Below are 23,642 nucleotides of genomic sequence, written 5' to 3'. Positions count from 1 at the left end.
GGTCTATGACCAGCACCTTCACCGTCATCACTCGGACGCGGCATGCGGCAGAACGTCTCTTCGATCTGTCCCTGAGTATCGATGAACATCTCGGTTCTATGGCGAAGTCCGGGGAACAGGCCATTGCCGGAGTGACCTCGGGGCAGATCGGTCTGGGTGAGACCGTGACCTGGCGTGCTCGGCACTTCGGGCTGTGGTTCACGATGACCTCGCGCATCACCGCCCTGGAGCGACCTCACCGGTTCGTGGACGAGCAGACGTCCGGGCCATTCGCTGCATTCCGACACGTTCATACCTTCGAGCAGTCGCCAGACTCTGAACCGTCAAGGCAGACGGTCATGACCGACAACATTACCGTAGCTTCTCCAGTATTCGGTCGGATGGCGGAACGGCTGGTGCTGGTTCCCTATTTGAGACGCCTGATCGCGCAGCGCAACCACCATCTCGTGCGGCATCTCGACGCACACTCCTGACACTGGCTCCTGGCTCCTGGCTACTAGATACTGCCTGCTGTTACTGCTGCTCCACAGCCAAATAATGAGTCGCCTTGGTCCACAGTGCGCAGTCACCGCCTTATCGTGTCCGCCCCTCATGGTCGAATATATGTACTAAGAAAACGGGAGTCGGGCGACGAGAAAAGCGCACCTGACGAAAAGACGGGAAGTGACGGGGAGGAGGCGCACTATGGCCCTTGTGGATACGAACGACCTCTCGGCAGTGGATACTGCTGACTTGTTGACCTCGACCCAGGACATGGCTGCGGAGTTGGCCTCCCGCCTCAACGAGTCCGGCCTGCTAGATGGTATTCCCCGGTTCCCGGTCTCGCCGGACCATGATCCTCGGGGTACTGATCATCGTGATCCCGACTGTGAGCCGAGCGAGCTTGATGGTGTTCCTCGTGAGTCATCGGCCGAAGAAGCTCTTCCGGCAGGGACATTGCCCGAGCTCCAATTAGGCGTGGAACAGCTGGCGCGCACCGTTGACGCCGCTCAGACATCGCTGGCCGGACACACCGAGCGAGTCTTCGACCGACACCGTGCCCGGCTCGAGATCCTGGGCATCCCCGAAGGCAAGTGCGCTTTTCGCAATGCCGCAGACTATCTTCGCGTGCAACTGAGAATCCATCGTGGAGATGCCAAGCGACGGATTCAGCGGGCTGCACACATCATGCCGTCACGCAGCTTCGACCATGCCGAAGAGTTGCCGCCCACGATGCCGGCGGTGGCTGAGGCAGTGGGAAGTGCCACTATCGATGCTTCGGCTGCTGACATCATGGTCAACGCCCTCTCTTCGGCTCGGCATGATGCTGCCCTGGCCGGTGCCGACATGACCGACGTCGACGAGTTGGTGGGAAGCGGGGAGAGACTTCTCGTAGCACAGGCTCAAGACGTGGATCCTGAAACGTTGAAGAAGGTCTGCCTGTATTGGCGACAGCGCTTCGACGCCCTCGTCGATCCTGACGGCGCAGAACCGACCGAGGCACAGCTCAACGCCGCGCAGGGGCTGTACTACCACGGCAAGGGTGCAGCCAGACTGCACAAGTGGACCCTCATGGCGACCGATGCTCAGCACGAGATACTCAAGACCATCGCTTCGGCGGCGTCCAACCCTCGCAAGCGCGATGGTGAAGTGCGCGGCCAGTTGGACAGCCAGGCAGGCAGCAAGGCAGGCAGTAAGACAGGCGGCCAGAAGCACGACCAGGCGGGCAGCCAGGCAGCCCGCCAGGCGGGCGACCCAGCACCAAGCGCGGACGGCAGCGGACCTGAAGGACGTGCTCGGTTCGGTGAAGGACGTGCTCAGCTCAACGAAGGCCAGGGCGCACCGGACGCTTTTGGCGGTCACGCTGATGCGTTGGACGGGCGAAGTCGCACCCAGAAGGAACTGGACGGACTGATCAGCGCCTTGACCGGAGCCCTCGCTATGGCCTCATCCAATGAGCTCCCCACCGGCGGGACTCGCCCCCAGGTATTGGTCACCATCGACTACGAGACGCTTCGGAGACAGGTCGATGAGGGTCTGCGAGAAAGTCGGCCGGCGTCACCGATCTCAACAGCGTCCTACACCAGTCCCATCAACCCGCAGACCATCCGGCAGTGGGCCTGCGATGCGAATCTGATTCCCATCGTTCTGGGCGGCGAGGGTCAGATCCTTGATGTCGGGCGGTCCCAACGGTTGTTCAGTCAGAAACTGCGTCAGGCGATTGCGGCCAGGGATGGTGGATGCGCGGCTCCCGGCTGTTCAATTCCGGCTCCGTGGTGCGAAGTTCACCATATCCAGCATTGGGAGAATGGCGGGCCCACGTCCGTGCAGAACGGAGTCCTGATCTGCTCTCATCATCACCACGCCGTGCATACCGGAGCATGGGAGATCTCTGTCCGCAACGGCATCCCGTGGTTCATCCCCGCCAGATACCACGATCCCGATCAGCGTCCTCGTCGCAACAGATACTGGCGCCCCGGCAACCTCCGCGAAGCGGCCTAGTCCGAGTGACTGGTCTTTTCAACCCGTGCGATGCAATGACTGCCCTAGAATGGCCGGTGGCTGGCGGTGGCCACCGTATGCCACCAGCTTTGAAGCCCTACCCGAGGAGGAACCGGCCCGTGTCCGAGGCGTCACAGAACGAGCAAATCACCATCACCGTCAACTCGGAGCCGCGGGAGGTGACCTCGGGCACCACCGGAACTGAGCTTTTCGACGGCCAGAAGACCATCGTGGTGATGCGTGTTGATGGCGAACTGCAGGATCTGAGCCGGCAGATTCCGGCCGGTGCCGACGTCGTTGGCGTTGATATCTCGGAAGAGGACGGTCTCAACGTACTCCGCCATTCCACGGCTCACGTGATGGCTCAGGCGGTGCAGCAACTGCGTCCGGACGCCAAGCTGGGCATCGGTCCGTACGTTCAGGATGGGTTCTACTTCGACTTCGACGTTGAGGAGCCCTTCACCCCGGACGACCTTAAAGCGGTCGAGAAGCTCATGCTGAAGATCGTGAACTCGACTCAGTCCTTCGTCCGTCGGGTCGTGACCGAGGACGAGGCCCGCGAGGCCATGGCCGACGAACCGTACAAGCTGGAGCTTCTGGGCAAACAGAGCGATGCTGACGCCGTCGGCGAGGGCGCGAACATCGAGGTCGGCGCCGGCGAGATCACCATCTACGACAATGTCGACCGCAAGTCCGGCGAAACCGTCTGGTGTGACCTCTGCCGTGGTCCCCATCTGCCGAACACCAAGCTGATCTCCAATGCCTTTGCCTTGACCCGCACGGCCGCGGCGTACTGGCTTGGCAACGAGAACAACCGCCAGTTGCAGCGCATCTACGGAACGGCCTGGCCCAGCAAGGAAGACCTCAAGGCGTACCAGGAACGGCTGGCCGAGGCCGAACGCCGCGACCACCGCAAAATCGGTGCCGAGATGGACTTGTTCTCCTTCCCGGATGAACTGGGCTCCGGTCTGCCGGTGTTCCACCCTCGCGGCGGCATCATCCGCAAGGAGATGGAGGACTACTCACGCAAGCGGCATACCGAAGCCGGCTACGAGTTCGTCTACACCCCGCATATCACCAAGCAGAACCTCTATGAGGTCTCGGGCCACCTGGACTGGTACGCGGATGGCATGTTTCCGCCCATGCACATCGACGAGCAGCGCGATCCCGTCACGGGCGAGATCACCAAGCAGGGGCAGAACTACTACCTCAAGCCGATGAACTGTCCCATGCACAACCTGATCTTCGCCTCGCGGGGGCGGTCGTACCGGGAGCTGCCACTGCGGCTGTTCGAATTCGGGCAGGTGTACCGATACGAGAAGTCTGGCGTCGTCCATGGGCTGACGCGTGTCCGTGGGATGACCCAAGACGACGCACACATCTACTGCACCAAGGATCAGATGAAGGAGGAGTTGACCACCACGCTCAACTTCGTCCTCGATCTGCTCAAGGACTACGGGCTGAACGACTTCTACCTTGAACTCTCGACCAAGAACCCCGAGAAGTACGTGGGTGAGGACTCAGTATGGGATGAAGCCACTCGAACTCTGGAAGAGGTCGCCACGGCGTCCGGACTGCAACTGGTCCCCGACCCGGGTGGCGCAGCGTTCTATGGCCCGAAGATCTCTGTGCAGGCCAAAGATGCCATCGGCCGGACCTGGCAGATGTCCACGATCCAGCTGGACTTCAATCTCCCCGAGCGTTTCGATCTCGAATACCAGGCCGCCGACGGTTCACGTCAGCGCCCGGTGATGATCCACCGCGCGCTTTTCGGCTCCATCGAACGCTTCCTCGGCGTGCTCACCGAGCACTATGCCGGTGCGTTCCCGGCGTGGTTGGCTCCCGAGCAGGTCGTCGCGGTACCCGTGGCCGAGGCCTTCAATGACTACCTGGCTGCCGTGGTGGACCAGCTCAAGGCCGCAGGTATCCGTGCCCGCCTCGACGACGGTTCGGACCGGTTCCCCAAGAAGATCCGCACGGCGTCCAAGGAGAAGGTGCCGTTCGTCCTCATCGCTGGTGGCGAGGACGCCGAAGCTGGCGCAGTGTCGTTCCGTTTCCGTGACGGCAGTCAGGACAACGGCGTTCCCGTGGACGAGGCGATCGAACGCATCGTCAGCGCAGTGAGGAACCGGGAGACCCCATGACCTCCGTGCCGGGAGACGCTGAGCAGCCGCGGGGATACCCCGACGACGGCGCCGTGACCGACGACTTTGAGCTCGCCGGCGCTCCTGATGCGTTTCAACGGCTCTGGAACCCCCATCGCATGGCCTATGTCCGCGGGGGCCAGGACCAGGTCAGCGACGAGTCGAGCTGCCCATTCTGTGCCGGGCCGAATCGGTCCGACGAGGAATCTCTCATCGTCGCGCGCGGTGACACGATGTTCGTGCTGTGCAACCTCTATCCGTACAACGCCGGTCACCTCCTGGTGTGCCCGTATCGTCACGTGCCCGACTACACAGACCTCACGCTCGATGAGACGGTCGAATTGGCGCGGATGACGCAGATCGGCATGACGGCGTTGCGGTCGACGTCCCGAGCCACCGGCTTCAACATCGGCATGAATCAAGGCAAGACGGGCGGTGCCGGCATTGCGGCGCACTTGCATCAGCACATCGTCCCGCGGTGGGGTGGCGACGGCAACTTTCTGCCGATCATCGCGGAGACGAAAAACATCACCGTGACACTGGACCGCGTCCGCGCGGCAGTGGCAGGGGCCTGGGGTGCGGCCGCGGCGGAGTTCGACGCGAAACAGGCCACCAACGGCAGAGAACCCACCAACGGCAGAGAACAGCACGGCTGATGCTCAACCGCTACGCACGGGCCCTGTTCACCCGGATCTTCACGCCCGCTGCCAAGTTCCTCTTGGCGCGGGGCGTCACGGCCGATGCCGTGACCATTGTGGGCACCCTCGGGGTCGTGCTCGGTGCTGTGGTCTTGTTCCCGATCGGCGAGCTCTTCTGGGGAACCGTGGTGATCACGCTGTTCGTGTTCTCCGACGTGTTGGACGGGGTCATGGCGCGCATCGCCGGCACCACGGGCAGGTGGGGGAGTTTCCTCGACTCGACCCTCGACCGTGTGCAAGACGCGGCGGTGTTCTTCGGGCTGATGCTGTGGTTTTTCGGTGCGGGCGACTTCCACGTGGCCGGTGTTGCCGCAGCCGCCAGCCTGGTGTTCGGCATGCTGGTGTCCTACGCCCGGGCGAAGGCCGAGTCACTGGAGTTCGCGGCCAACACCGGCATCGCCGAACGCGCTGAACGTCTCGTGGCCACTCTGGTCTTCGCCGGGCTCACCGGACTCGGACTGCATCCGTGGGCGTTGACCGTGGTGCTGATCCTGTTGGCCCTGGCCTCGGCCGTCACCGTGGGGCAGCGGATGGTCATGGTGTATCGACAGGCACGCCAGGTGACCGGTCCCGAGTCGACGAACCCTGAGGCCCACGGTTCCTGATCCCGGCTGGCATGGTTCTGTGGGCCGGTCTGGTGTTGCGGCATGGACTGTGGACACAATGAACCATGAGCGATCCCATCATGGACAGCAATGACGCCGTCGGCGGCCGGCCGCTGAACATCCCGGAGTACTTCCTCCTGCTGTGCCTGGACGACGAGAAGGGCAAGCTCCTCCTGGACGGGCCGACAGTGGGCATGGGCATCGCCGGAGCCACGCTGGCGGAGCTGGCGCGTCGTGGTCGTCTCCACGTCAGCCGGAGCACGGTGCGCACCATCGATCACCCGAAGGAAGTGTTCAGTACCGATCCGAATCCACCGGTGTGGGCCCAGACCGCCGACCTCGAATGGCCCCTGGAACAGGTCTGGGACATCATTCACGCCTTCACTCGCCATCGAGACGCCGAGCAGTGGATCAATCGTTTCTCCCGAGACACCTTGCGCGACGCCGTCGCCGCGTCCTTGGTCAAGTGCGGGGTCCTCGAAGAGGGCGAAAGCACCGTGCTGTGGGTCTTCCACCGGACTCGGTACCGCGAAGTGGATCATCATTTTGAACACGAACTGGCGGCCAGGATCCGCGCCGTGCTGAGCGGTGAACAGCCCGCAGATAACCTGACGTGGCCCCTGATCTCCCTGATGCGGACCACGCGCTTGCTCTACCGTCTCTTCCCTGACACGGATCGGGAGCAGGCACGAAGCGTGGCGACGACTCCTGTCGGCAGCCCCTCTACCCGAGAGTCGATGGCAGAAGCACTGCTGGCCACCGAGAATGCCGTCGCTGAAGCGCTGACGGCGACGACGGGCGGGGCCTCAGCTCTCGACTGAACAGCTCCCGATTCAACTCCAGCAGTTCCCGTCAGGCAGCCAACTGGTCCGAGATGTTGCGTTTGATCCGACCCAGCATGGCCGACATGCCACGGAGTCGCAGGGGAGTCAGCGCCTTCTGCAGCCCGAGGCGAGCCGAGATGTCCTCGGGGACGTCGAGTACTTCAGACGCCGTCAATCCGTCGAGGCTCTGCACCAGCACTGACGCGAAGCCGCGTGAGGTCGGGGCCTCCGGTGGGGCGGAGACGAAGAGACGGACCAGCGAGTCGGGGCCGGCGCCGCCGCCGTCAGGCGTGGTGGTCTTCTCCGGCGATTCCAGCTCGATGGCGAGGAACAACGGCGTCTGACACTCGACCACTTGCTCCATCTCATCCTGGTGGTCCGCATAGCGCTCGGGCAGAGCAGGGAGCTCCTCGGAGAATTCGAGCAGCAGTTCCAGGCGGTCCGGATCCGGGACCGACGAGAAGTCCTCGATGATGCCGTTCAGCTTCTCGGGGAGTTCAGTGGTGGTCATCGTGTCGTGGATTCCTTCCGCGGTGGGCTGCACATCACCTGTTAAACACCGCTGGGGTGCGATCTATGCCGCACCCCAGCTTAGTCTTGCTGGGCTGGCGTCCGGACCAGCTCAGTACAGATCACCGCCCCGTCGGCGCCTCTCCGCGTTCTTCGCCCACAGCGATCGGCAAGCGGACGGAGTTGCCCCATTCGGTCCAGGAGCCGTCGTAGTTGCGGACCTTCTCATAACCGAGCAGGTGCCGCAGCACAAACCACGTGTGCGAGGACCGCTCGCCGATACGGCAGTAGGCCACGACGTCATCGGACTCGCCGACGCCGGCCTCTTCCTTGTAGATCTTCTCCAGTTCCTCGCGGGACTTGAAGGTGCCGTCCGCGTTGGCGGCCTTGGCCCACGGGACGGACGCCGCCGTCGGGATGTGGCCGCCGCGCAGCGTCCCCTCCTGCGGGTATCCCTCCATGTGGGTGGTCTCGCCGGAGTATTCGGCGGGGGAGCGGACGTCCACCAACGGCTTGCCGAGGTGGTTCAGGACCTCATCGCGGGACGCCCGCTCCGTGGAGTCGTCGCGCTCGGTCACCGGGTACTCCACCGGCGACGGGGTGGGGACGTCCTTGGTGGTTTCGCGGCCTTCGGCGATCCACTTGTCGCGGCCGCCGTTCATCAGGCGGGTGTCCGGGTGGCCGTAGAGGGTGAAGACCCAGAGGGCGTAGGCGGCCCACCAATTGGACTTGTCGCCGTAGAACACGACGGTGGTGTCCCGGCCGATCCCCTTGGAACCGACCACGCGGGCGAACTCTTCGGGCCCCACGAAGTCACGCGACACGGGATCATTCAACTCGGTGTGCCAGTCGATCTTGACGGCTCCGGGGATGTGGCCGGTGGAGTACAGCAGAGTGTCCTCGTTCGACTCGAGGACCACGACGTTCTCGTCATTGATGTGGTCAGCGACCCACTGGGTGGAGACGAGCTTTTCCGGATGGGCGTATTCGGAGAAGTCGGTGGATGCTACGGATTCTGTGGTCATCCTCGGCAATGCCTTTCGCTTCGCGTGTCCCCGACGGCTGTGCTGGTACTTCGGTGACGGGGTCAGCGGCTTGTCCAGCCGCTGCGGCCTACATTACGCCACAGTGGCCGGTGCTAATCGCTCGCCGAAACATGGCGACCCTGGCGAGGGGAGTACTGGATGGACAACAGGAGGAACAAGGACGCGGACCGCCGGTACAGTTGCCCTGACGTGGTGCATCCGACGCGACGTCAGACACACACCAGCCGACACAGAATCACCATTGGATGGAGCCGCCCGTGGCCGAGACCGTACACCTCGCCGAACGCACCCCGAAGGTGTCCGCTGAGGATCTGCTCGCCGGGTTTCATCCGTCCTACCGATTCGGTGAGGTGTCGTTCGACACGTACATTCCCGATCCGCAGTACCCGTCACAAGCCGAGGCCGTCCAGCAGTTGCGCGCCTTCGCGTCGTCCATCAAGCCGCGGCCCGGCAGCGGGCGGGGCAATGGACGCGGCAGCGGACGGGACAGCTCGGGCGGGGGACTGCTGGGCTTCCTGCGCGGGGGCAAGTCCGCTTCGAGCAAGTCCACCTCGAGCAAGGCCGGCAAGGGCACGACGGCGGCCACCGGCGTCTATCTCGACGGCGGCTTCGGCGTGGGCAAGACCCACCTGCTGGCTTCCACGTGGCATGCCGCCCCGGGACCCAAGGCGTTCGGCACGTTTGTGGAGTACACGAACCTCGTGGGCGCACTGTCCTTCCGAAAGACCGTGGATGTGCTGAAGGAGTACACGCTGGTCTGCATCGATGAGTTCGAGCTCGATGATCCCGGCGACACGGTTCTGATGTCCCGGTTGATGCGGGAACTCGCAGACGCCGGGGTGAAGCTGGTGGCCACGTCCAACACCCTGCCCGGATCGCTGGGCGAAGGGCGGTTCGCGGCTCAGGACTTCAAGCGTGAGATCCAGGTGCTGGCCGACCAGTTCGAGGTGATTCGCATCGACGGTGAGGACTACCGCCACCGCGGACTGGCCGACGCGCCGGAGCCACTGGCAGACGACCAGCTCCGGGAGCTGGCGGCGGAGCGGTTCCCGGAGGCCGACGTCGTGGCTGAGGATGATTTCACGGACCTGACCGCAAACCTCTCCCGAGTTCACCCGAGCCGCTACCGGAAGATGGTCGAGGACGTCGATGTCATGGTTCTGCACCACGTGGAGACCATCTCGGAGCAGGCCATGGCGCTGCGGTTCGTGGTGCTCGCCGATCGTCTCTATGACAAAGACGTGCCGGTGATCGCCTCCGGTGTGCCATTCGACCAGCTGTTCACGGAGGAGATGATGGCCGGCGGCTATCTGAAGAAGTACTTCCGGACCATCTCGCGCATGACGGCGTTGGTCCGCGAAGGACAGATGGGGGAATCGGGGCTGTGAGAGAGCCGCTGTGAGAAAACTGCAGTGACGGGCCTCGTCTGAAGCAATTGGAGCGGATGACGAGATTCGAACTCGCGACCTCCACCTTGGCAAGGTGGCGCTCTAGCCAACTGAGCTACATCCGCAGGAACTGACCGGAACTGGCTAACCCCGCAAGGGGAGTTCCGTCCGTGCGCGATACTGGGATCGAACCAGTGACCTCTTCCGTGTCAGGGAAGCGCGCTACCGCTGCGCTAATCGCGCCCATCGGCTCCGGCGAACCGGAACGTCTGAGATGCAGGCTCCATCCTAGCGGATGAACACCGATGCGAGGTGGGGACGGGATTCGAACCCGCGTACACGGCTTTGCAGGCCGTTGCCTCGCCTCTCGGCCACCCCACCAGGGTATGGAGGCTTGCGAGCGGATGACGAGATTCGAACTCGCGACCTCCACCTTGGCAAGGTGGCGCTCTAGCCAACTGAGCTACATCCGCACAGAAAACCGGTGACCGGAAAAACCAGTCACCGTGATTTCCAACGAGAGATCACTGTAGTGCACGGCCAGGGGAACGTCCAATCGAACCCGGTCAGCGCGTGTCCACCGATCGTGTCCCCTGATCGTGCCTCTCATCGTGCTCCTTATCGTGTCCGGAGCGGTGGGAGAATAGATGACCATGACGCAACCTCACCTCGCACACCAAACCGAATATGGCCGCATGTACGCGCGAAGCCTGACGGGTGTCCCCGAGGTTCCGTCGATCACCACGGTGATCGCGCAGCAGAATACGGACCTGAGCGGCTGGGCGAGCCATCTCGCCGCCACCGCAGTGATCGAGGATCCTCGGCTGCCTCAGGTCGTCGGGTCGAGGCCGCAACTGAAGACGGTCGCTCGGCAGGCCAGTTCCGCCGCTGAGCGATTCCGGGACGAGGCCGCCGCCCGGGGGGACCGGGTCCACCACTATGCCGAGCAGGTCGGGCTGCGGACGATGGGCAAACCCCACACTGCGGCCGAGGCCCGCGCCGTGCTGACCGAGAAAGGTGAGGCGGCGTATGCAGACCGGTTCGATGAATGGTGGGATCTGTATGACGTGCGGCCCCTGGCGACCGAGGTGACCATCTGGAACAGCACGGTCGGCTACGCGGGCACGCTCGATCTGGTGGCCTCCATTGGCGGACGCACCTGCATCATCGACTACAAGACCAAGGGGACCACACGCGACGGGCGGGTCAAGCCGCTGGACGCCAAAGTCGTCATGCAACTGGTCGCGGGGCTGAAGGCCGAGGAATCGCTCGTCGATCCCGCGGCGGGCACCTGGGAGCCGTGGCGCTTCGGAGAGGCCCCGCTGCTGCTCGGGGTGGCACTGGGCCAGACGGAGGTCGTCGCCCATCAGGCCAATCCGCAGGTGTTGCCGGACTACTGGCGCAAGTTCTGGTCACTGCGTCAGGTGTGGGGATACTCCCAAGCAGCGGACAGCGCCGGCCCTCCACTGCGTCCCATCGGTCCTCCGCCTCCCGTGGCCGACGTGCGCGAAACTCACGCAGTGCACGAAACTCACGCAGCGCACGAAACTCAGGTACCGCACGAAGCAACATCGGTCAACGCATCACCGATAAGGTTGGCGCCGTGACTGTCTTGCCCGTTCGTACCGTCCCCGATCCCGTGCTACGCACCGTCGCGGACCCCGTTCGTGATGGGCGGCGGGATCTGCGTCGCCTGGTTCAAGACATGTTCGACACCATGGACGACGTCGGCGGAGTGGGGCTCGCGGCCCCACAGATCGGCGTGGGGCTGAGAATCTTCACCTTCGACGTCGAGGGGCAGCGCGGCCATGTCATCAATCCCGTGCTGGAGACCAGCGGCGAGCTGGTGACCGAACCAGGGGAGGGATGCCTGTCCGTGCCCGGTCTCCGGTACCACCCCGAGCGCTTCTCCGAGTCGGTGATCACGGGCGTCGACCAGGACGGGAACCCCGTGTCCTACCGGGGCGAGGGATTGACGGCTCGTTGCTTCCAACACGAGTTCGACCATCTCGACGGCAGGCTGTACATCGACCGATTGTCGGGCGAGGAGCGCAAGGACTCGCGGCGCAAACTCCGGGATCCTAGTTATCTCCGCATCACCGGGTCGACGCATGCCGAGCGCGCTGAAACGATCAACTCGAGCTTTGGTGGTTACCGATGACCCACGCCGATCGACGCATCCTCTTCGCCGGAACGCCGCAGACCGCCGTGCCCGCCTTGAACGCGCTGGTGGAGGCCGGCTTCACCATTGCCGCCGTCCTGACTCGTCCCGATGCTCCGGTCGGGCGCAAAAGGGTGCTCACGCCCTCGCCGGTGGCCGCCCGTGCCGCCGAACTGGAACTGCCGATCATCCATTCCTCCCGGCTCACCGGCGATGCCGGGCGGGCAACCCTGGACCGTATCGCCGCGCTCGATCTGGACGCGGCCGCCGTCGTGGCGTATGGGGCACTGGTGCCGGCCGCGGGACTCGCCCTGCCTCGCCAGGGGTGGATCAACCTCCACTTCTCCCTCTTGCCCGCCTATCGTGGCGCGGCGCCGGTCCAGCACGCCGTGATCCACCGGGAGCGGGTCACCGGCGCGTCGGTGTTCCAACTCGAAGAGGGACTCGACACCGGGCCCGTGTACTCGCAATTGACGCGGGAGGTCGGGCCCGAGGAGAGCGCGGGGGACGTCCTGGAGGACCTCTCACACTCCGGCGCGCGGCTGCTGGCGTCCACGCTGTCGTCCATCCTCGACGGTACGGCGGAACCGGTGCCACAGTCCGGAGAGCCGAGCTTCGCGCCCAAGCTGGACCACCGGGACGGCTACATCGATCCGAATCAGTCTGCGGCCGCCGTCGCTGCCCGGATCAACGGGACGACGCCGGAACCCGGCGCCTGGACACTGCTCGACGCAGAACCCCCGGTGCGCGTGAAAGTGGTGGGCGCGGTCCCGGAGGACCTGCCGGAACGTGACGCCTCCGAACTCCCGGTGGCCGGGTCGGCCGTCGGCGCTGTGGTGCGCGCTCGCTCCACGGTGCACGTGCGGTGTGCGGATGGATGGGTCCGACTGGAACGGGTGCAGCCGGCGGGCAAGAAGCTGATGTCGGCCGCCGATTGGGCGCGCGGGCTTCCCGAGGGGTCCCGCTTCCAGAGCGAAACCACACCCATTGAAACCGCACCAATTGAGGGGACGCGATGAGCGAGCAGGGCAACGGCCGCCGACGACCCAACAGTCGTGACGACCGGCGTGACGACAGACGCGACCACCAGGGCCGAACCCGCAACCGCGGCACATCGGGCGGGAAGCGTCAGTACTCCGCCGCAGCCCCGTCTCAGCGCAAACGGGCAGCGGACCCGGCCCGGTTGGTGGCCTTTGAGACGGTGACCGCCGTCAGTGTTGATGACGCGTATGCCAACCTGGTGCTGCCGGGGCGGATCGCCGCCCACCGCCTCGATCAGCGCGACGCCGGATTCGCCACCGAACTCGCCTACGGAGCCCTACGGGGCCAGGGTTTCTACGACGCGGTCCTGAGCGAGTGCGTCGATCGTTCCCTGGATCAACTGGACCGGCCCGTTCTGGACGCCCTGCGGCTGGGGGCCCACCAGTTGTTGGGCATGCGAGTTCCGGCCCATGCCGCTCTCGACTCGACGGTGGCGCTGGTCCGCGATCAGATCGGCGCCGGCCCCTCGGGACTGGTCAATGCGGTGCTGCGGCGGGTGTCCGCGCAGGACCGTGAGGCGTGGCTGGAGCGGTTGGCGCCGCTCGATGGTGTGAACGGTGCCGGGGACGAGGCACTGGCCATCCGGCACTCCCACCCCGTGTGGATCGTGCGCGCCGTGCGTCAGGCGCTGCTCAACCACGGCCGCTCGGCTGACGAGCTGCAGGCCCTACTCGAGGCGGACAACGCTGCGCCGGTGGTCAATCTCGTCGCCCTGCCGGGGCTCGGCGACCTCCAACCCGTGCTCGACGCCGGCGCCGAACTCGGACCGTTGGCCCCCGGTTCCGCGCTGTACCACGGTGGCGACGCCGGCCGGTTGCCCGGAGTGCCCGAGGGAACCGTCCGCATCCAGGACGTCGGCTCGCAGCTGGCGGCGTGGGCGGTGGTTCAGGCACCGGTGGACACTCAACCCCACCCCCAAGCCAACCCCCAACACTTTGCGGGCAGAACGGAACGGTGGCTCGACCTCTGCGCCGGCCCGGGCGGCAAAGCGGCCTTGCTGGCCGCTCTGGCGCGCCAGCGGAACGCCAGCGTGTTGGCCAACGAGCCGGCGGAGCACCGGGCCAGGCTCGTGGAACGCGCGCTGAAGGCGGTTCCGCAGAGCCGGTCCGACGACGGCCACTCGACCGGAGAAAGCAACTCGTCCGTTGAGAAGACGTGGACGGTGCGCTGCGGCGACGGCCGGGATTTGGGTGAGGAGGAGCCGGAGGCCTTCGACCGGGTCCTCATCGATGCGCCATGCACCGGCTTGGGCGCCTTGCGTCGTCGTCCCGAATCCCGGTGGCGTCGCCAGCCGTCCGATCTGGGGCCGTTGACCGAATTGCAACGGCAACTGCTGGACTCGGCCGTCGGTGCACTGCGACCCGGCGGAGTGATCGGCTATGTCACCTGCTCCCCGCACCCGGCCGAGACGATCTTTCAGGTGCAGGACGCCCTCAAGCGCCATCCCGAACTGGAGCTGATCGACACCGTCGGGTGCCTGACGGCTGTCGCCCCCGAATTGGACAGCGCCGGGCTGGGCGGCACCACCCAGAACAACACCGCCCAGCTCTGGCCTCACGTGCACTCCACCGACGCCATGTTCATCGCCCTCCTCCGGAAGAAGCCATGACCCACGCGATGCCCCATCACACCGACCACACCCACGGGATTCACATCCACCCATCAATCCTGTCGGCCGACTTCTCCCGGCTCGCAGAGGAACTGCGCAGGATCGATAGCGCCGATGCGGTGCACGTGGACGTCATGGACAACCACTTCGTGCCGAACCTGACCCTCGGTCTGCCGGTGGTCAAAGCCCTTCGGAATGCCACCGAACTGCCGCTCGACCTCCACCTGATGATCGACGACGCCGACCGATGGGCGCCCGAGTATGCCGACGCGGGGGCGGAGTCGGTCACCTTCCACGCCGAAGCGGCCAAGGCACCGATCCGGCTGGCGCGAGAGCTTCGCTCACGAGGCGCTCAGGCGGGCATGGCGCTCAAGCCGGCGACCGCCGTCGAGCCCTATCTGGACATGCTGCCCGAACTGGACCTGCTGCTGTTGATGACCGTGGAGCCAGGATTCGGCGGTCAGCCGTTCTTGGATGTCGTTCTTCCGAAGATCCGCCGTGCGCGCGAGGCATTGGACGGATCCGGGGTGCCCGTGGCACTTCAGGTCGACGGTGGAATCACTCGCGAGACGATCATGCGTGCGGCCGAGGCCGGGGCGGACGTGTTCGTTGCGGGTTCCGCCGTCTATGGGGCGGACGATCCGAGTGCCGCCATAGACGAATTGCGCCGGGCTCCGCTGCACTGAGTTAGCACTGCACTGAATCCGCATTGCTCTGAGTCCGTATTGCTCTGAGTCCGTATTGCGCCACAAGAAGCCGACGTGGTGTTGAGCAGACGCGACCACGATCGTTGTGGCAGAATCGTGTGCAACGTGCTCCGGGGTCGGTGTAAATCCGAACCGGCGGTCAAAGTCCGCGACCCGCGCGTCGTCCCACACCCGTGGTGCTCGACAAACGGTTGAACCGGTGGAATTCCGGTACCGACAGTTAAAGTCTGGATGGGAGAAGCACGTGCAGCACCGCCGTTCCGGTGGGGCGAAGTGAGGTAGGCCGTCTCAGGAGGCGGTCGAAGGTCTCTCGACGAGACCGACCTCTCCTCCGTCCGACCGATTCAGCGAATTCGCAGCATGAACCCCCGGAGCCGCCGCGTTCCGAAGGAGGATTCATGGAATTCATGCGGTGGCTCGTCGACGTCTTCAATTGGTACATCCCGGTCGCCGGTGGCGGCCTGTTGATGAGAGAAGTCGTCGGCAACATTTTCGGTCTGGCGTCCGCCCTGGGCGGCATGCGCCGGAAGATCTGGGCGTGGCCGGTCGGCATCATCGGCAACCTCATCCTGCTCACGGTATTTCTCTCCAGCCTGTTCGGCGGGGCGGACAGCGTGAATCTGCTGGGTCAGGCCGGGCGTCAGATCATGTTCATCACCGTCTCGGTCTACGGCTGGTTGCAGTGGCGCCGCTCCAAGGCCGAACGCGCCGGAACCGACGCGGAGGCCACGGCCATCTCACCGCAATGGGCGGGACTCAAGGCCCGCATCGGCATCGTTGTCGCGATGGTTGCGGGCACCGTGGCGCTGACCCCCCTCTTCCGAGCGATGGGCTCCTACGAACCGGTCTGGGCCGATGCCTGGACCTTCGTCGGCTCCCTCATCGCGACGTACGGCATGGCTCGCGGCTGGGTCGAGTTCTGGCTGGTCTGGGTCGCGGTTGACGTTGTGGGCGTGCCGCTGCTGTTCAGCGCCGGCTACTACGCCAGTGCCTTCATGTATGTGTTCTACGGGGCGTTCACGCTGACCGGATTCTTCGTCTGGGTTCGCGCCAAGGCGAACGAGAAACCGGAAGTGGAGACGGTGATGCTGGATCCCACGGTCCGGACGGGCGGTACTGATGACCGCTGACCGCAGTGCACCTGCACCCGTACCGGCACCGGCACCGGCCCAGTCGCCCATGGCCCGCGCGGTGGCCGAGGCGCGGCGCGGGCCGCGAGGGGCCAATCCGCTCGTCGGGGCGGTGATCACCGCACCTGACGGCCGCATCGTGGCCACCGGTCACCATCGGGGTCGCGGCACAGCTCATGCCGAGGTGGACGCACTGGCGGCCTTCGCGCAGTTGGACCAGTGCGCGCAGCCTGCACTGTCCGAGGCGACGCTGTGGGTCACGGTGGAGCCCTGCGACCACACGGGTTCCACCGGTCCCTGCACGGAGGCCATCCTGGCGTCCGGTCTTCGCCGGGTCCGGTATGCGGTCGCCGACCCCACCGGTCCCGACGGCGGCGGAGCGGCCCGGTTGCGCGACGCCGGCCTGGACGTGGCGCGGTGTGAAGAGCAGCGTGAAGAACCGGCTGCCGAGAGTGCGGAACACCTGAACCGTCGCTGGCTCCTGGCCCGCGATACCGGGCGGCCGTTCATCACGGCGCATCTGGCGCAGTCCCTCGATGGACGCGTGGCCGCGGCGGACGGGACCAGCCAGTGGATCACCGGCTCCGAGGCCCGGCAGCATGCTCACCGGGTCCGCGGACGCGTCGATGCGATCGTCGTCGGGACCGGCACCGTGCTGGCGGACAACCCTCGACTGACGGCACGGCCGGACACTGGTACTCCAGCAATTCAACCGGTCCCCGTCGTTCAGGGCCGGCGTCGAGTCCCGGTCGAAGCGGCACTGCGTGGCGAGCGGGGCCTCGGTGAACAGAGCCGAGGGGAGGAGGGCCGCGCCGACGGGTGGATCCACATCCCCGACCACGATCCAGCCGCCGTACTCGAGCGGCTGGCCCGCATTCCAGGGCCGTGGCCCCACGGGGGAGCGCACCCCGGCCATCTGCTCATCGAGGGCGGCCCGCGCGTTCTGTCGACCTGGATCGACGCCGGGCTGGTCGACGAAATGTTCGTCTATCAGGCGCCACTGGTCATCGGCAGTGGCCCTGCCGGCCTCCAGCTCCCGCACCGCACCACTCTGGGTCAGGCCTCGCGCCTGGCGCTGGACGACGCAGAGACCGGCGGTATCAGCCGCCTCGGGGACGACGTCCTCATCCACCTCGCAGCTGTGTAGACGGCCCCTGTAGACCGCTGCCATAGACCGCTGCCATAGACCCCGAAGGATCCTCATGTTCACCGGAATCATCTCCGAACTCGGCACTCTCACCGTCATCGAGCCGGAGCCGAGTCGCGACGCCGCTCGGCTGACCATCCACGCCCCCGCTTCCACCGTTGATCTGCCGATCGGCGGCTCGATCAGCGTCAACGGCACCTGCCTGACGGCCACCTCGATCGACGACGGCACCGTGGTCGTCGACGCCATCGGCGAGACGCTTCGCCGGACAGCACTGCGGGCACTGCGGCCAGGAGCCCCCGTCAATCTCGAGCGGTGTGTGCCCGCCTCCGGCCGATTCGACGGTCACTTGGTGCAGGGTCACGTCGACGGCACCGGCACCATCAGCCGCATCGAGATCCACGGAGACTGGCGCCAAGTCCGCATCGCGCTTCCGCCCGGGCTCGGCCGCTACGTCGCCGAGAAGGGGTCCATTGCCCTCGACGGGGTGTCGCTGACGGTGACCGCCGTCAACGAGCCCACATCGGCCTCGGCAGATGGCCCCGACGACTGGTGTGAAGTGGGATTGATCCCGGCCACGCTCTCCGCGACGACGTTGGGCACCCGAGTGGTCGGCGACCTGGTCAACATCGAGGTGGATGTGCTGGCCAAGTACGCCGCACGCCGGGACGATTACGACCGTGCCGCGGAAGAGGTGGCCGCGCGATGAACCCGATCCAGACCGACACCGTGCACCTCGATCCCATCGACTCCGCGGTGGCCGCCCTGGCCGCCGGCCGGGCCGTCGTCGTGGTGGATGACGAGAACCGGGAGAACGAAGGCGACCTGATCTTTGCCGCCGACGCGGCGACGCCGGAATTGCTCGCCTTGACCGTCCGCTACACCTCGGGCGTTGTCTGCGCGCCGATGCCGGCCGACGTCGCGCGGCGTCTTGAGCTGCCGCCGATGGCCGAGCGCAACCAGGACCCGAAAGGGACCGCCTACACCGTCACGTGTGACGCGATCGCCGGCACCACCACCGGGATCTCCGCCGCCGACCGGGCGACCACGCTGGCGATGCTGGCCGATCCCTCGGCCACGCCGGCCGACCTCAGCCGTCCCGGGCACGTCTTTCCCCTGATCGCCGCGGACGGGGGAGTGGCGGAGCGCCGGGGCCATACCGAGGCGGCCGTGGAGCTCTGCCGCTTGGCCGGCCGCGCTCCAGTGGGGGCGATCGCCGAACTGGTGAACGACGACGGCACGATGAAACGCCTGCCCGCCCTCCGGCAGTTCGCCGACGAGCATGACCTCCCCCTGGTGTCCATCGAGGATCTGGCCGACCAGGTGGCGCCTGAGCCTCTGCGCCGCGCCACGGCGACGGCAGCGGTGCGACTGCCCACCCCATTCGGAACCTTCGACGTCTCCGTCCATCCCGACGAGGAGGCCGGCACCGAGCACATCGTGCTGCAGGCTCCGCCGCCGCCCACGGAACAGCCGACTGGACGTGACCGCGCTCCACTGGTCCGCCTGCATTCGGAGTGCCTGACCGGGGACGTCTTCGGCTCCGAGCGCTGTGACTGCGGGGCCCAACTGCACCACGGCCTCGAACAGGTGATGGCTGAGGGCGGCATGGTGATCTATCTGCGCGGCCAGGAGGGACGCGGGATCGGACTGGCCAACAAGGTCAGGGCCTACGCCTTGCAAGACACTGGCCTGGACACGGTGGCGGCCAATGAGCACCTCGGTCTGCCGGCTGACGCGCGCAGTTATCGTTCAGCAGCCGCGATACTGCACAGCATGGGGCTGGACAGGATCCGATTGGTCACCAACAATCCGGACAAGGCGGACCAGCTGGAGCGGGCGGGAATCTCCGTGGAGGACATCGTCCCGAGTCCGGCCCCCGTGACGGAGTACAACCGGCGGTATCTCGCCACCAAACGCGACCGGATGGCTCATCGGCTTTCCGCGGACCTCGGACATCAGTGGGCGAGCGCGCGTGGGGTAGCAACAGCAGTGACACCATCTACTGGAGGAACAGCATGAGCGGACATGGAGCCCCACAGGGGCTGGCAGAACACCTGACGACGACGGCCGGTCTGAGAGTCGCCGTCGTGGCAGCGCAGTGGCACGAGCGCATCATGAACGGTCTGCTGGACGGCGCACGCCGGGCAGCTGCTGAGGCGGAGATCGAGATCACCGAGTTCCGGGTACCGGGAACGTTCGAACTTCCGGTGGCGGCCGCACGCCTGGCGCCACGTTTCGACGCGATCGTGGCGCTCGGCGTCGTGATCCGTGGTGGCACCCCGCACTTCGACTATGTGTGCTCCGGGGCGACCCATGGTCTGGTGGAGGTATCGGTGCGCACGGGAACCCCCATCGGATTCGGCGTGCTCACCTGCGATAACGAGGAACAGGCCCTCGACCGTGCCGGGCTGGACGGGTCCGGCGAAGACAAGGGCTATGAGGCATTCCAGGCTGCGGTCTTGACGGAACTCACACTGCGCTGACGCCATCGCTCACGTCATATAGGAAGGCGCCGGTCAAGCTCACTCTCCAGCGGTGACTACCCTGAGAGGGTGAAAACCTTCGAAGAACTCTTCGCCGAGCTGCGCCAGAAAGCCGACACTCGGCCGGCGGGATCCGGGACCGTCGCAGAACTCGACTCCGGCGTCCACGGCATCGGCAAGAAGGTCGTGGAGGAGGCCGCTGAGGTGTGGATGGCCGCCGAATACGAAACCAAAGATGAAGCGGCCGAGGAGATCTCGCAGTTGCTTTATCACGTGCAGGTCATGATGATCGCCAAGGGCTTGACCCTGGAAGACGTCTACGAGCATCTCTGAGCGGCCGGCTCGCCTGCTTCCCGTTCCCGACTCACCACACCACATCAGGAGTACCAGCACCATGCTGCGCATCGCCGTTCCCAACAAGGGCTCTCTGTCCGAGGCCGCCCGTGACATGCTCCGCGAAGCCGGATACCTCCAGCGGAGGGACACCAAGGAACTGGTCATGATGGACCCGGACAACCAGGTGGAGTTCTTCTATCTGCGCCCCCGGGACATCGCCGTCTACGTGGGCCAGGGAACCCTGGACATCGGACTGACCGGCCGGGACCTGTTCCAGGACGCCCAGGTGGGTGACTCGGCCGAGGAGATCATGGCGCTGGGCTTCGGCCGCTCCACCTTCCGGTTCGCGGCACCGGTGGGCCGCTTCTCCTCTCTCGGTGATCTTGACGGCAAGCGCATCGCCACCAGCTATGACGGTCTGCTCGAGGACTACCTCGCCACCCAGTCCGTCACGCCGGAGACGATCGTGCATCTCGACGGCGCCGTCGAGTCGTCGGTGAACCTCGGAGTGGCGGACGCCATCGCTGACGTCGTGGAAACCGGGAGCACGCTCAAGGCCGCCGGCATGGAGACCTTCGGCGAACCCATCATGCGCTCCGAGGCCATCATCATCGGTCAGACGGGCCAGCACCCGGACGGCCTGGACGTCCTGCTGCGACGTCTCCAGGGAGTCCTGGTGGCCCGCCGGTACGTAATGATCGACTACGACGTCACCCGGGACAAGTTGGAGCGAGCGACGGCGGTCACCCCCGGCCTGGAATCACCGACCATCTCTCCGTTGCAGGATGAGAATTGGGTCGCGGTGCGCTCCATGGTCAAGCAGGAGGACACGAACAAGGTCATGGACGAGTTGTACGACCTGGGCGCCCGGGCCATCCTGGTCTCCGCGATTCACGCCATCCGCCTCTGAACCGTCCGGACCCCACCCCTATCCCCATCTCGAGGAAACCACACCATGTCCGTTGCCGTACGAGTGATCCCCTGCCTGGATGTTGACGCCGGCAGGGTGGTCAAGGGCGTCAATTTCGAGGATCTTCGTGACGCCGGCGACCCCGTGGAACTGGCCCGTCGCTACAACGAGGCCGGAGCGGACGAGCTGACGTTCCTGGACGTCACCGCCTCCTCCGCCGACCGGGCGACCACCTACGATGTGGTGGCCCGCACCGCCGAAGAGGTCTTCATCCCCCTGACGGTCGGCGGGGGCGTGCGTGCCGTGAACGACGTCGACCGACTGCTGAAGTCGGGCGCGGACAAGGTGTCCATCAACACCGCCGCGGTGGCCCGTCCGGAGGTGATCAATGAGATCACGCAGCACTTCGGCTCGCAGGTCCTCACCCTGTCCCTCGACGCACGCCGCACGCCGAACCCCGAGGTCGTCTCCGGTTTCGAGGTGACGACCCACGGGGGACGGCAGGGCACCGGCATCGATGCGGTCCAGTGGTGTCGTCAGGCGTCCGAGCTCGGCGTGGGGGAGATCCTGCTGAACTCGATCGACGCGGACGGTACTCGCGACGGTTTCGACCTGGAGATGATCCGCGCGGTGCGTGCGGTGACCAAGGTGCCGCTCATCGCGTCGGGCGGGGCCGGAATCCCGGAGCACTTTCCGCCGGCCGTCGACGCGGGGGCCGACGCCGTGCTGGCCGCCTCGATCTTCCATTTCGGACCCGTGGATATGATCGCCCGGGTCAAGCACGCTATCCGGGAGGCCGGTCATCCCGTCCGCTAACCCGCTTTCCATCTCTCCCCGGGCTCTGCAACGACTGACCACCCGGGGCTGGCCGGCCATCGAATCCCAAGAGGTCGGCGGCTGGCTCGTGCGCTTCTCCTCGGGGATCACTCGTCGTGCCAACGCCGTCGTCTCCTCCTCAATGCCCGAGCGGCTCGAAGAGATCGAGGCCGCCGTGGACGAGGTCGAGCGACGCAGCGCCGAGCGGTGGTTGGCCCCGACGTTTCAGCAGTGGCGGCCCCTCGGTGACAAGGAGGCTGAGACTGGCACAGACACAGACTCCACACAGTTCTTTGAGGACCAGCGGCGACTGGCCGCCGTGCTCGAGCGGCGGGGCTACGTCGAGGTCGCGCCCACCGAGGTGCTGTGGATGGACCGTGCGAATATCCCGACGGACACCCCGTGGGATCCTCGGGTGCTGGTCAACGAGACGCTGACCGATGAGTGGCTCGACGCGTATATGGACCACGCCGGTGGCGGCGTCGATGCTGCGAGCCGGGTGGTGTATCGCCGATTGCTCGGTGGGGGACGGAACCGCTTCTACAGCTACGTGGACGACCAGGGGCGTATCGGCGCCCTGGCCAAGGCGTCCCTGGTTCCGGGCGAACGAAGTGAACGACGTGGGGTAGATTCCGGCACCTATGCCGGAATCTACGCACTGTGGGTGCGGGAGGATCTGCGCGGGCAAGGACTGTCCGCCGTCGTGATGGACGCGATCCTCAACCATCTGCTGCGGCTGGGAGTCTCCGGCGCGTGGATGCAGGTCGGGGAGCGGTCCACCCGGGCCCTGTCGGTGTACCAAGCGGCCGGATTCATCCCCGTGGCGCGGTACCGCTACCTGACGATGCCGGTCTAGTCCACGAGGACGAGCGCGTTGTCCCGCCGGCCGAACGCGTGCATCACGAGTTCTCCGGCGGGTCCGGCGATGGTCCGCGTCTGCTGTCCGTCGGCGGCCTTGCGCGCCACGACCCGGTCGACCACACGGTGGCCGGCGCTACGGGCCAGGACGATTCCCGTGGACTCTCCTCGATACATCAGTCGGGCACGGCGGGCGATCTCGTTGAACAGGGCATCGGCGTAGGCGTCGGCCAGGTGGCGCGGAGCCCACCGGTGCTGAGCACGCCGGAGGTCTTCGGTGTGAACGAAGAATTCCAAGAGGTTCGACGCCTGGGCGGCGCGCCGAGCGGCCGGCGAGTTCTGGATCGTGGCCGAGAGACGGGCAGTGCGGGGATGATTCTGCAGGCGCGACACCCCGGACAACTGCGAGAGTTTCTTCGGCGGCTGAGGGCCGGCGGCAATCCGGGAGACCAACTCCTGGTAGGCCTGGGGCGAGGAGGCGGAATCGCCGAGAGCCATGGTCCGGCGTTCCAAGGTTCGTGCCAGGGGGCGCAGGACCAGGCCGACGACGAGCGGCGAACTCTCCCGGAGGACGATGTGGGCTGCCAGATGCTCGCTCTTCCAGCCGTCGCACAGGGTCGGTTTCCCCGGACCGGCAGCCAGCAGGGCTTCGACCAGGGCGTCGCGAGATGCCGCGGTGAAGTCGCTCGTGGAGGTCTGGTCAGATTGCTTGCCCATAACAGTGCCAACGCTACACGGAGCCTAG

24 protein-coding genes, 4 tRNA genes and 1 riboswitch are annotated in these 23,642 nt (G+C 65.9%); of the genes, 21 read left to right on the top strand and 7 right to left on the bottom strand.

Annotated features, from left to right (window positions below; translation table 11 throughout):
- Window positions 1–5 precede the first annotated feature (5 nt).
- From ACFQQD_RS09240 to ACFQQD_RS09215, 6 genes are all read left to right on the top strand, one after another.
- Complete coding sequence (locus ACFQQD_RS09240; RefSeq protein ID WP_378088551.1) at window positions 6–473, top strand: cyclase; 468 nt, start codon at window positions 6–8, stop codon at window positions 471–473.
- A gap of 211 nt (window positions 474–684) precedes the next feature.
- Complete coding sequence (locus ACFQQD_RS09235) at window positions 685–2,481, top strand: DUF222 domain-containing protein (RefSeq protein ID WP_378088549.1); 1,797 nt, start codon at window positions 685–687, stop codon at window positions 2,479–2,481.
- A gap of 119 nt (window positions 2,482–2,600) precedes the next feature.
- A complete protein-coding gene (gene thrS / locus ACFQQD_RS09230) occupies window positions 2,601–4,625 on the top strand; it encodes a threonine--tRNA ligase (RefSeq protein ID WP_378088547.1) in 2,025 nt (674 codons plus the stop codon).
- Window positions 4,622–5,281: an HIT family protein gene (locus ACFQQD_RS09225; RefSeq protein ID WP_378088545.1), complete on the top strand. Its 660-nt coding sequence runs from the start codon at window positions 4,622–4,624 to the stop codon at window positions 5,279–5,281. The genes thrS and ACFQQD_RS09225 overlap by 4 nt, the downstream gene beginning before the upstream one ends.
- Window positions 5,281–5,928 (top strand): phosphatidylinositol phosphate synthase, encoded by a 648-nt coding sequence (gene pgsA / locus ACFQQD_RS09220; protein WP_378088543.1) that lies wholly within the window; start codon window positions 5,281–5,283, stop codon window positions 5,926–5,928. Before ACFQQD_RS09225 ends, pgsA begins: the two co-directional genes overlap by 1 nt.
- A 65-nt stretch (window positions 5,929–5,993) precedes the next feature.
- Window positions 5,994–6,749, top strand: coding sequence for a GPP34 family phosphoprotein (locus ACFQQD_RS09215; protein WP_378088541.1), 756 nt, complete (start codon window positions 5,994–5,996; stop codon window positions 6,747–6,749).
- A gap of 31 nt (window positions 6,750–6,780) precedes the next feature.
- Here the strand turns inward: ACFQQD_RS09215 and ACFQQD_RS09210 are convergent, their stop codons facing one another.
- Together ACFQQD_RS09210 and ACFQQD_RS09205 are read right to left on the bottom strand one after the other, a co-directional pair.
- The gene (locus ACFQQD_RS09210; protein ID WP_378088539.1) at window positions 6,781–7,263 is read right to left on the bottom strand and encodes a SufE family protein; all 483 of its coding nucleotides are present in this window, start codon (window positions 7,261–7,263) and stop codon (window positions 6,781–6,783) included.
- Window positions 7,264–7,384: 121 nt separating this feature from the next.
- A complete protein-coding gene (locus ACFQQD_RS09205; protein WP_378088537.1) occupies window positions 7,385–8,287 on the bottom strand; it encodes a sulfurtransferase in 903 nt (300 codons plus the stop codon).
- Between the two features lie 278 nt (window positions 8,288–8,565).
- Here ACFQQD_RS09205 and zapE point away from each other — a divergent pair, with 278 nt between their 5' ends.
- Entirely contained in the window at window positions 8,566–9,696 is a 1,131-nt protein-coding gene (gene zapE, locus ACFQQD_RS09200) for a cell division protein ZapE (RefSeq protein WP_378088535.1), read from the top strand.
- A 48-nt stretch (window positions 9,697–9,744) separates the two neighbouring features.
- Here zapE and ACFQQD_RS09195 read toward each other — a convergent pair.
- From ACFQQD_RS09195 to ACFQQD_RS09180, 4 genes are all read right to left on the bottom strand, one after another.
- Window positions 9,745–9,821, bottom strand: a tRNA-Gly gene (locus ACFQQD_RS09195).
- A gap of 46 nt (window positions 9,822–9,867) precedes the next feature.
- A tRNA-Val gene (locus tag ACFQQD_RS09190) sits at window positions 9,868–9,939 on the bottom strand.
- A 67-nt stretch (window positions 9,940–10,006) separates the two neighbouring features.
- A tRNA-Cys gene (locus tag ACFQQD_RS09185) sits at window positions 10,007–10,077 on the bottom strand.
- 18 nt (window positions 10,078–10,095) lie between these two features.
- A tRNA-Gly gene (locus tag ACFQQD_RS09180) sits at window positions 10,096–10,169 on the bottom strand.
- Window positions 10,170–10,349: 180 nt separating this feature from the next.
- Between ACFQQD_RS09180 and ACFQQD_RS09175 the strand changes: the two genes are divergently transcribed.
- The 14 genes from ACFQQD_RS09175 (at window position 10,350) to ACFQQD_RS09110 (ending at window position 22,895) form a co-directional block, all read left to right on the top strand.
- Window positions 10,350–11,303, top strand: a complete 954-nt coding sequence (locus ACFQQD_RS09175; RefSeq protein WP_378088533.1) for a cytochrome — start codon at window positions 10,350–10,352, stop codon at window positions 11,301–11,303.
- Window positions 11,300–11,857: a peptide deformylase gene (gene def / locus ACFQQD_RS09170; RefSeq protein ID WP_378088531.1), complete on the top strand. Its 558-nt coding sequence runs from the start codon at window positions 11,300–11,302 to the stop codon at window positions 11,855–11,857. Before ACFQQD_RS09175 ends, def begins: the two co-directional genes overlap by 4 nt.
- Entirely contained in the window at window positions 11,854–12,876 is a 1,023-nt protein-coding gene (gene fmt / locus ACFQQD_RS09165; protein ID WP_378088529.1) for a methionyl-tRNA formyltransferase, read from the top strand. The genes def and fmt overlap by 4 nt, the downstream gene beginning before the upstream one ends.
- On the top strand, window positions 12,873–14,507 hold the full coding sequence (locus tag ACFQQD_RS09160; RefSeq protein WP_378088527.1) for an RsmB/NOP family class I SAM-dependent RNA methyltransferase: 1,635 nt from the start codon (window positions 12,873–12,875) through the stop codon (window positions 14,505–14,507). Before fmt ends, ACFQQD_RS09160 begins: the two co-directional genes overlap by 4 nt.
- Window positions 14,504–15,193 carry a ribulose-phosphate 3-epimerase gene (gene rpe, locus ACFQQD_RS09155; protein ID WP_378088525.1) on the top strand — a complete coding sequence of 230 codons (690 nt, stop codon included), beginning with the start codon at window positions 14,504–14,506 and terminating at the stop codon, window positions 15,191–15,193. Before ACFQQD_RS09160 ends, rpe begins: the two co-directional genes overlap by 4 nt.
- 123 nt (window positions 15,194–15,316) lie before the next feature.
- Window positions 15,317–15,461: riboswitch (FMN riboswitch) on the top strand.
- Between the two features lie 151 nt (window positions 15,462–15,612).
- Entirely contained in the window at window positions 15,613–16,344 is a 732-nt protein-coding gene (pnuC, locus tag ACFQQD_RS09150) for a nicotinamide riboside transporter PnuC (protein WP_378088523.1), read from the top strand.
- Window positions 16,334–17,491 (top strand): bifunctional diaminohydroxyphosphoribosylaminopyrimidine deaminase/5-amino-6-(5-phosphoribosylamino)uracil reductase RibD, encoded by a 1,158-nt coding sequence (gene ribD / locus ACFQQD_RS09145; protein ID WP_378088521.1) that lies wholly within the window; start codon window positions 16,334–16,336, stop codon window positions 17,489–17,491. The genes pnuC and ribD overlap by 11 nt, the downstream gene beginning before the upstream one ends.
- A 55-nt stretch (window positions 17,492–17,546) precedes the next feature.
- Entirely contained in the window at window positions 17,547–18,200 is a 654-nt protein-coding gene (locus ACFQQD_RS09140) for a riboflavin synthase (protein WP_378088519.1), read from the top strand.
- Complete coding sequence (gene ribB / locus ACFQQD_RS09135; protein ID WP_378088517.1) at window positions 18,197–19,513, top strand: 3,4-dihydroxy-2-butanone-4-phosphate synthase; 1,317 nt, start codon at window positions 18,197–18,199, stop codon at window positions 19,511–19,513. Before ACFQQD_RS09140 ends, ribB begins: the two co-directional genes overlap by 4 nt.
- Window positions 19,510–19,977 (top strand): 6,7-dimethyl-8-ribityllumazine synthase, encoded by a 468-nt coding sequence (gene ribH / locus ACFQQD_RS09130; protein WP_378088515.1) that lies wholly within the window; start codon window positions 19,510–19,512, stop codon window positions 19,975–19,977. Before ribB ends, ribH begins: the two co-directional genes overlap by 4 nt.
- Window positions 19,978–20,046: 69 nt before the next feature.
- On the top strand, window positions 20,047–20,310 hold the full coding sequence (locus tag ACFQQD_RS09125) for a phosphoribosyl-ATP diphosphatase (RefSeq protein ID WP_378088513.1): 264 nt from the start codon (window positions 20,047–20,049) through the stop codon (window positions 20,308–20,310).
- Window positions 20,311–20,371: 61 nt separating this feature from the next.
- Complete coding sequence (gene hisG, locus ACFQQD_RS09120; RefSeq protein ID WP_378088511.1) at window positions 20,372–21,223, top strand: ATP phosphoribosyltransferase; 852 nt, start codon at window positions 20,372–20,374, stop codon at window positions 21,221–21,223.
- A 45-nt stretch (window positions 21,224–21,268) separates the two neighbouring features.
- Window positions 21,269–22,039, top strand: coding sequence for an imidazole glycerol phosphate synthase subunit HisF (gene hisF / locus ACFQQD_RS09115; RefSeq protein ID WP_378088509.1), 771 nt, complete (start codon window positions 21,269–21,271; stop codon window positions 22,037–22,039).
- Between the two features lie 88 nt (window positions 22,040–22,127).
- Window positions 22,128–22,895: a GNAT family N-acetyltransferase gene (locus ACFQQD_RS09110; RefSeq protein ID WP_378088506.1), complete on the top strand. Its 768-nt coding sequence runs from the start codon at window positions 22,128–22,130 to the stop codon at window positions 22,893–22,895.
- Here the strand turns inward: ACFQQD_RS09110 and ACFQQD_RS09105 are convergent.
- Window positions 22,892–23,614 (bottom strand): maleylpyruvate isomerase family mycothiol-dependent enzyme, encoded by a 723-nt coding sequence (locus ACFQQD_RS09105; RefSeq protein WP_378088504.1) that lies wholly within the window; start codon window positions 23,612–23,614, stop codon window positions 22,892–22,894. The genes ACFQQD_RS09110 and ACFQQD_RS09105 overlap by 4 nt on opposite strands.
- Window positions 23,615–23,642 lie beyond the last annotated feature (28 nt).

It is taken from the genome of Citricoccus sp. GCM10030269, from assembly GCF_042665635.1.
In the GTDB taxonomy this organism is placed as follows: domain Bacteria; phylum Actinomycetota; class Actinomycetes; order Actinomycetales; family Micrococcaceae; genus Citricoccus.
This window is presented reverse-complemented; position numbering and strand designations above follow the sequence as displayed.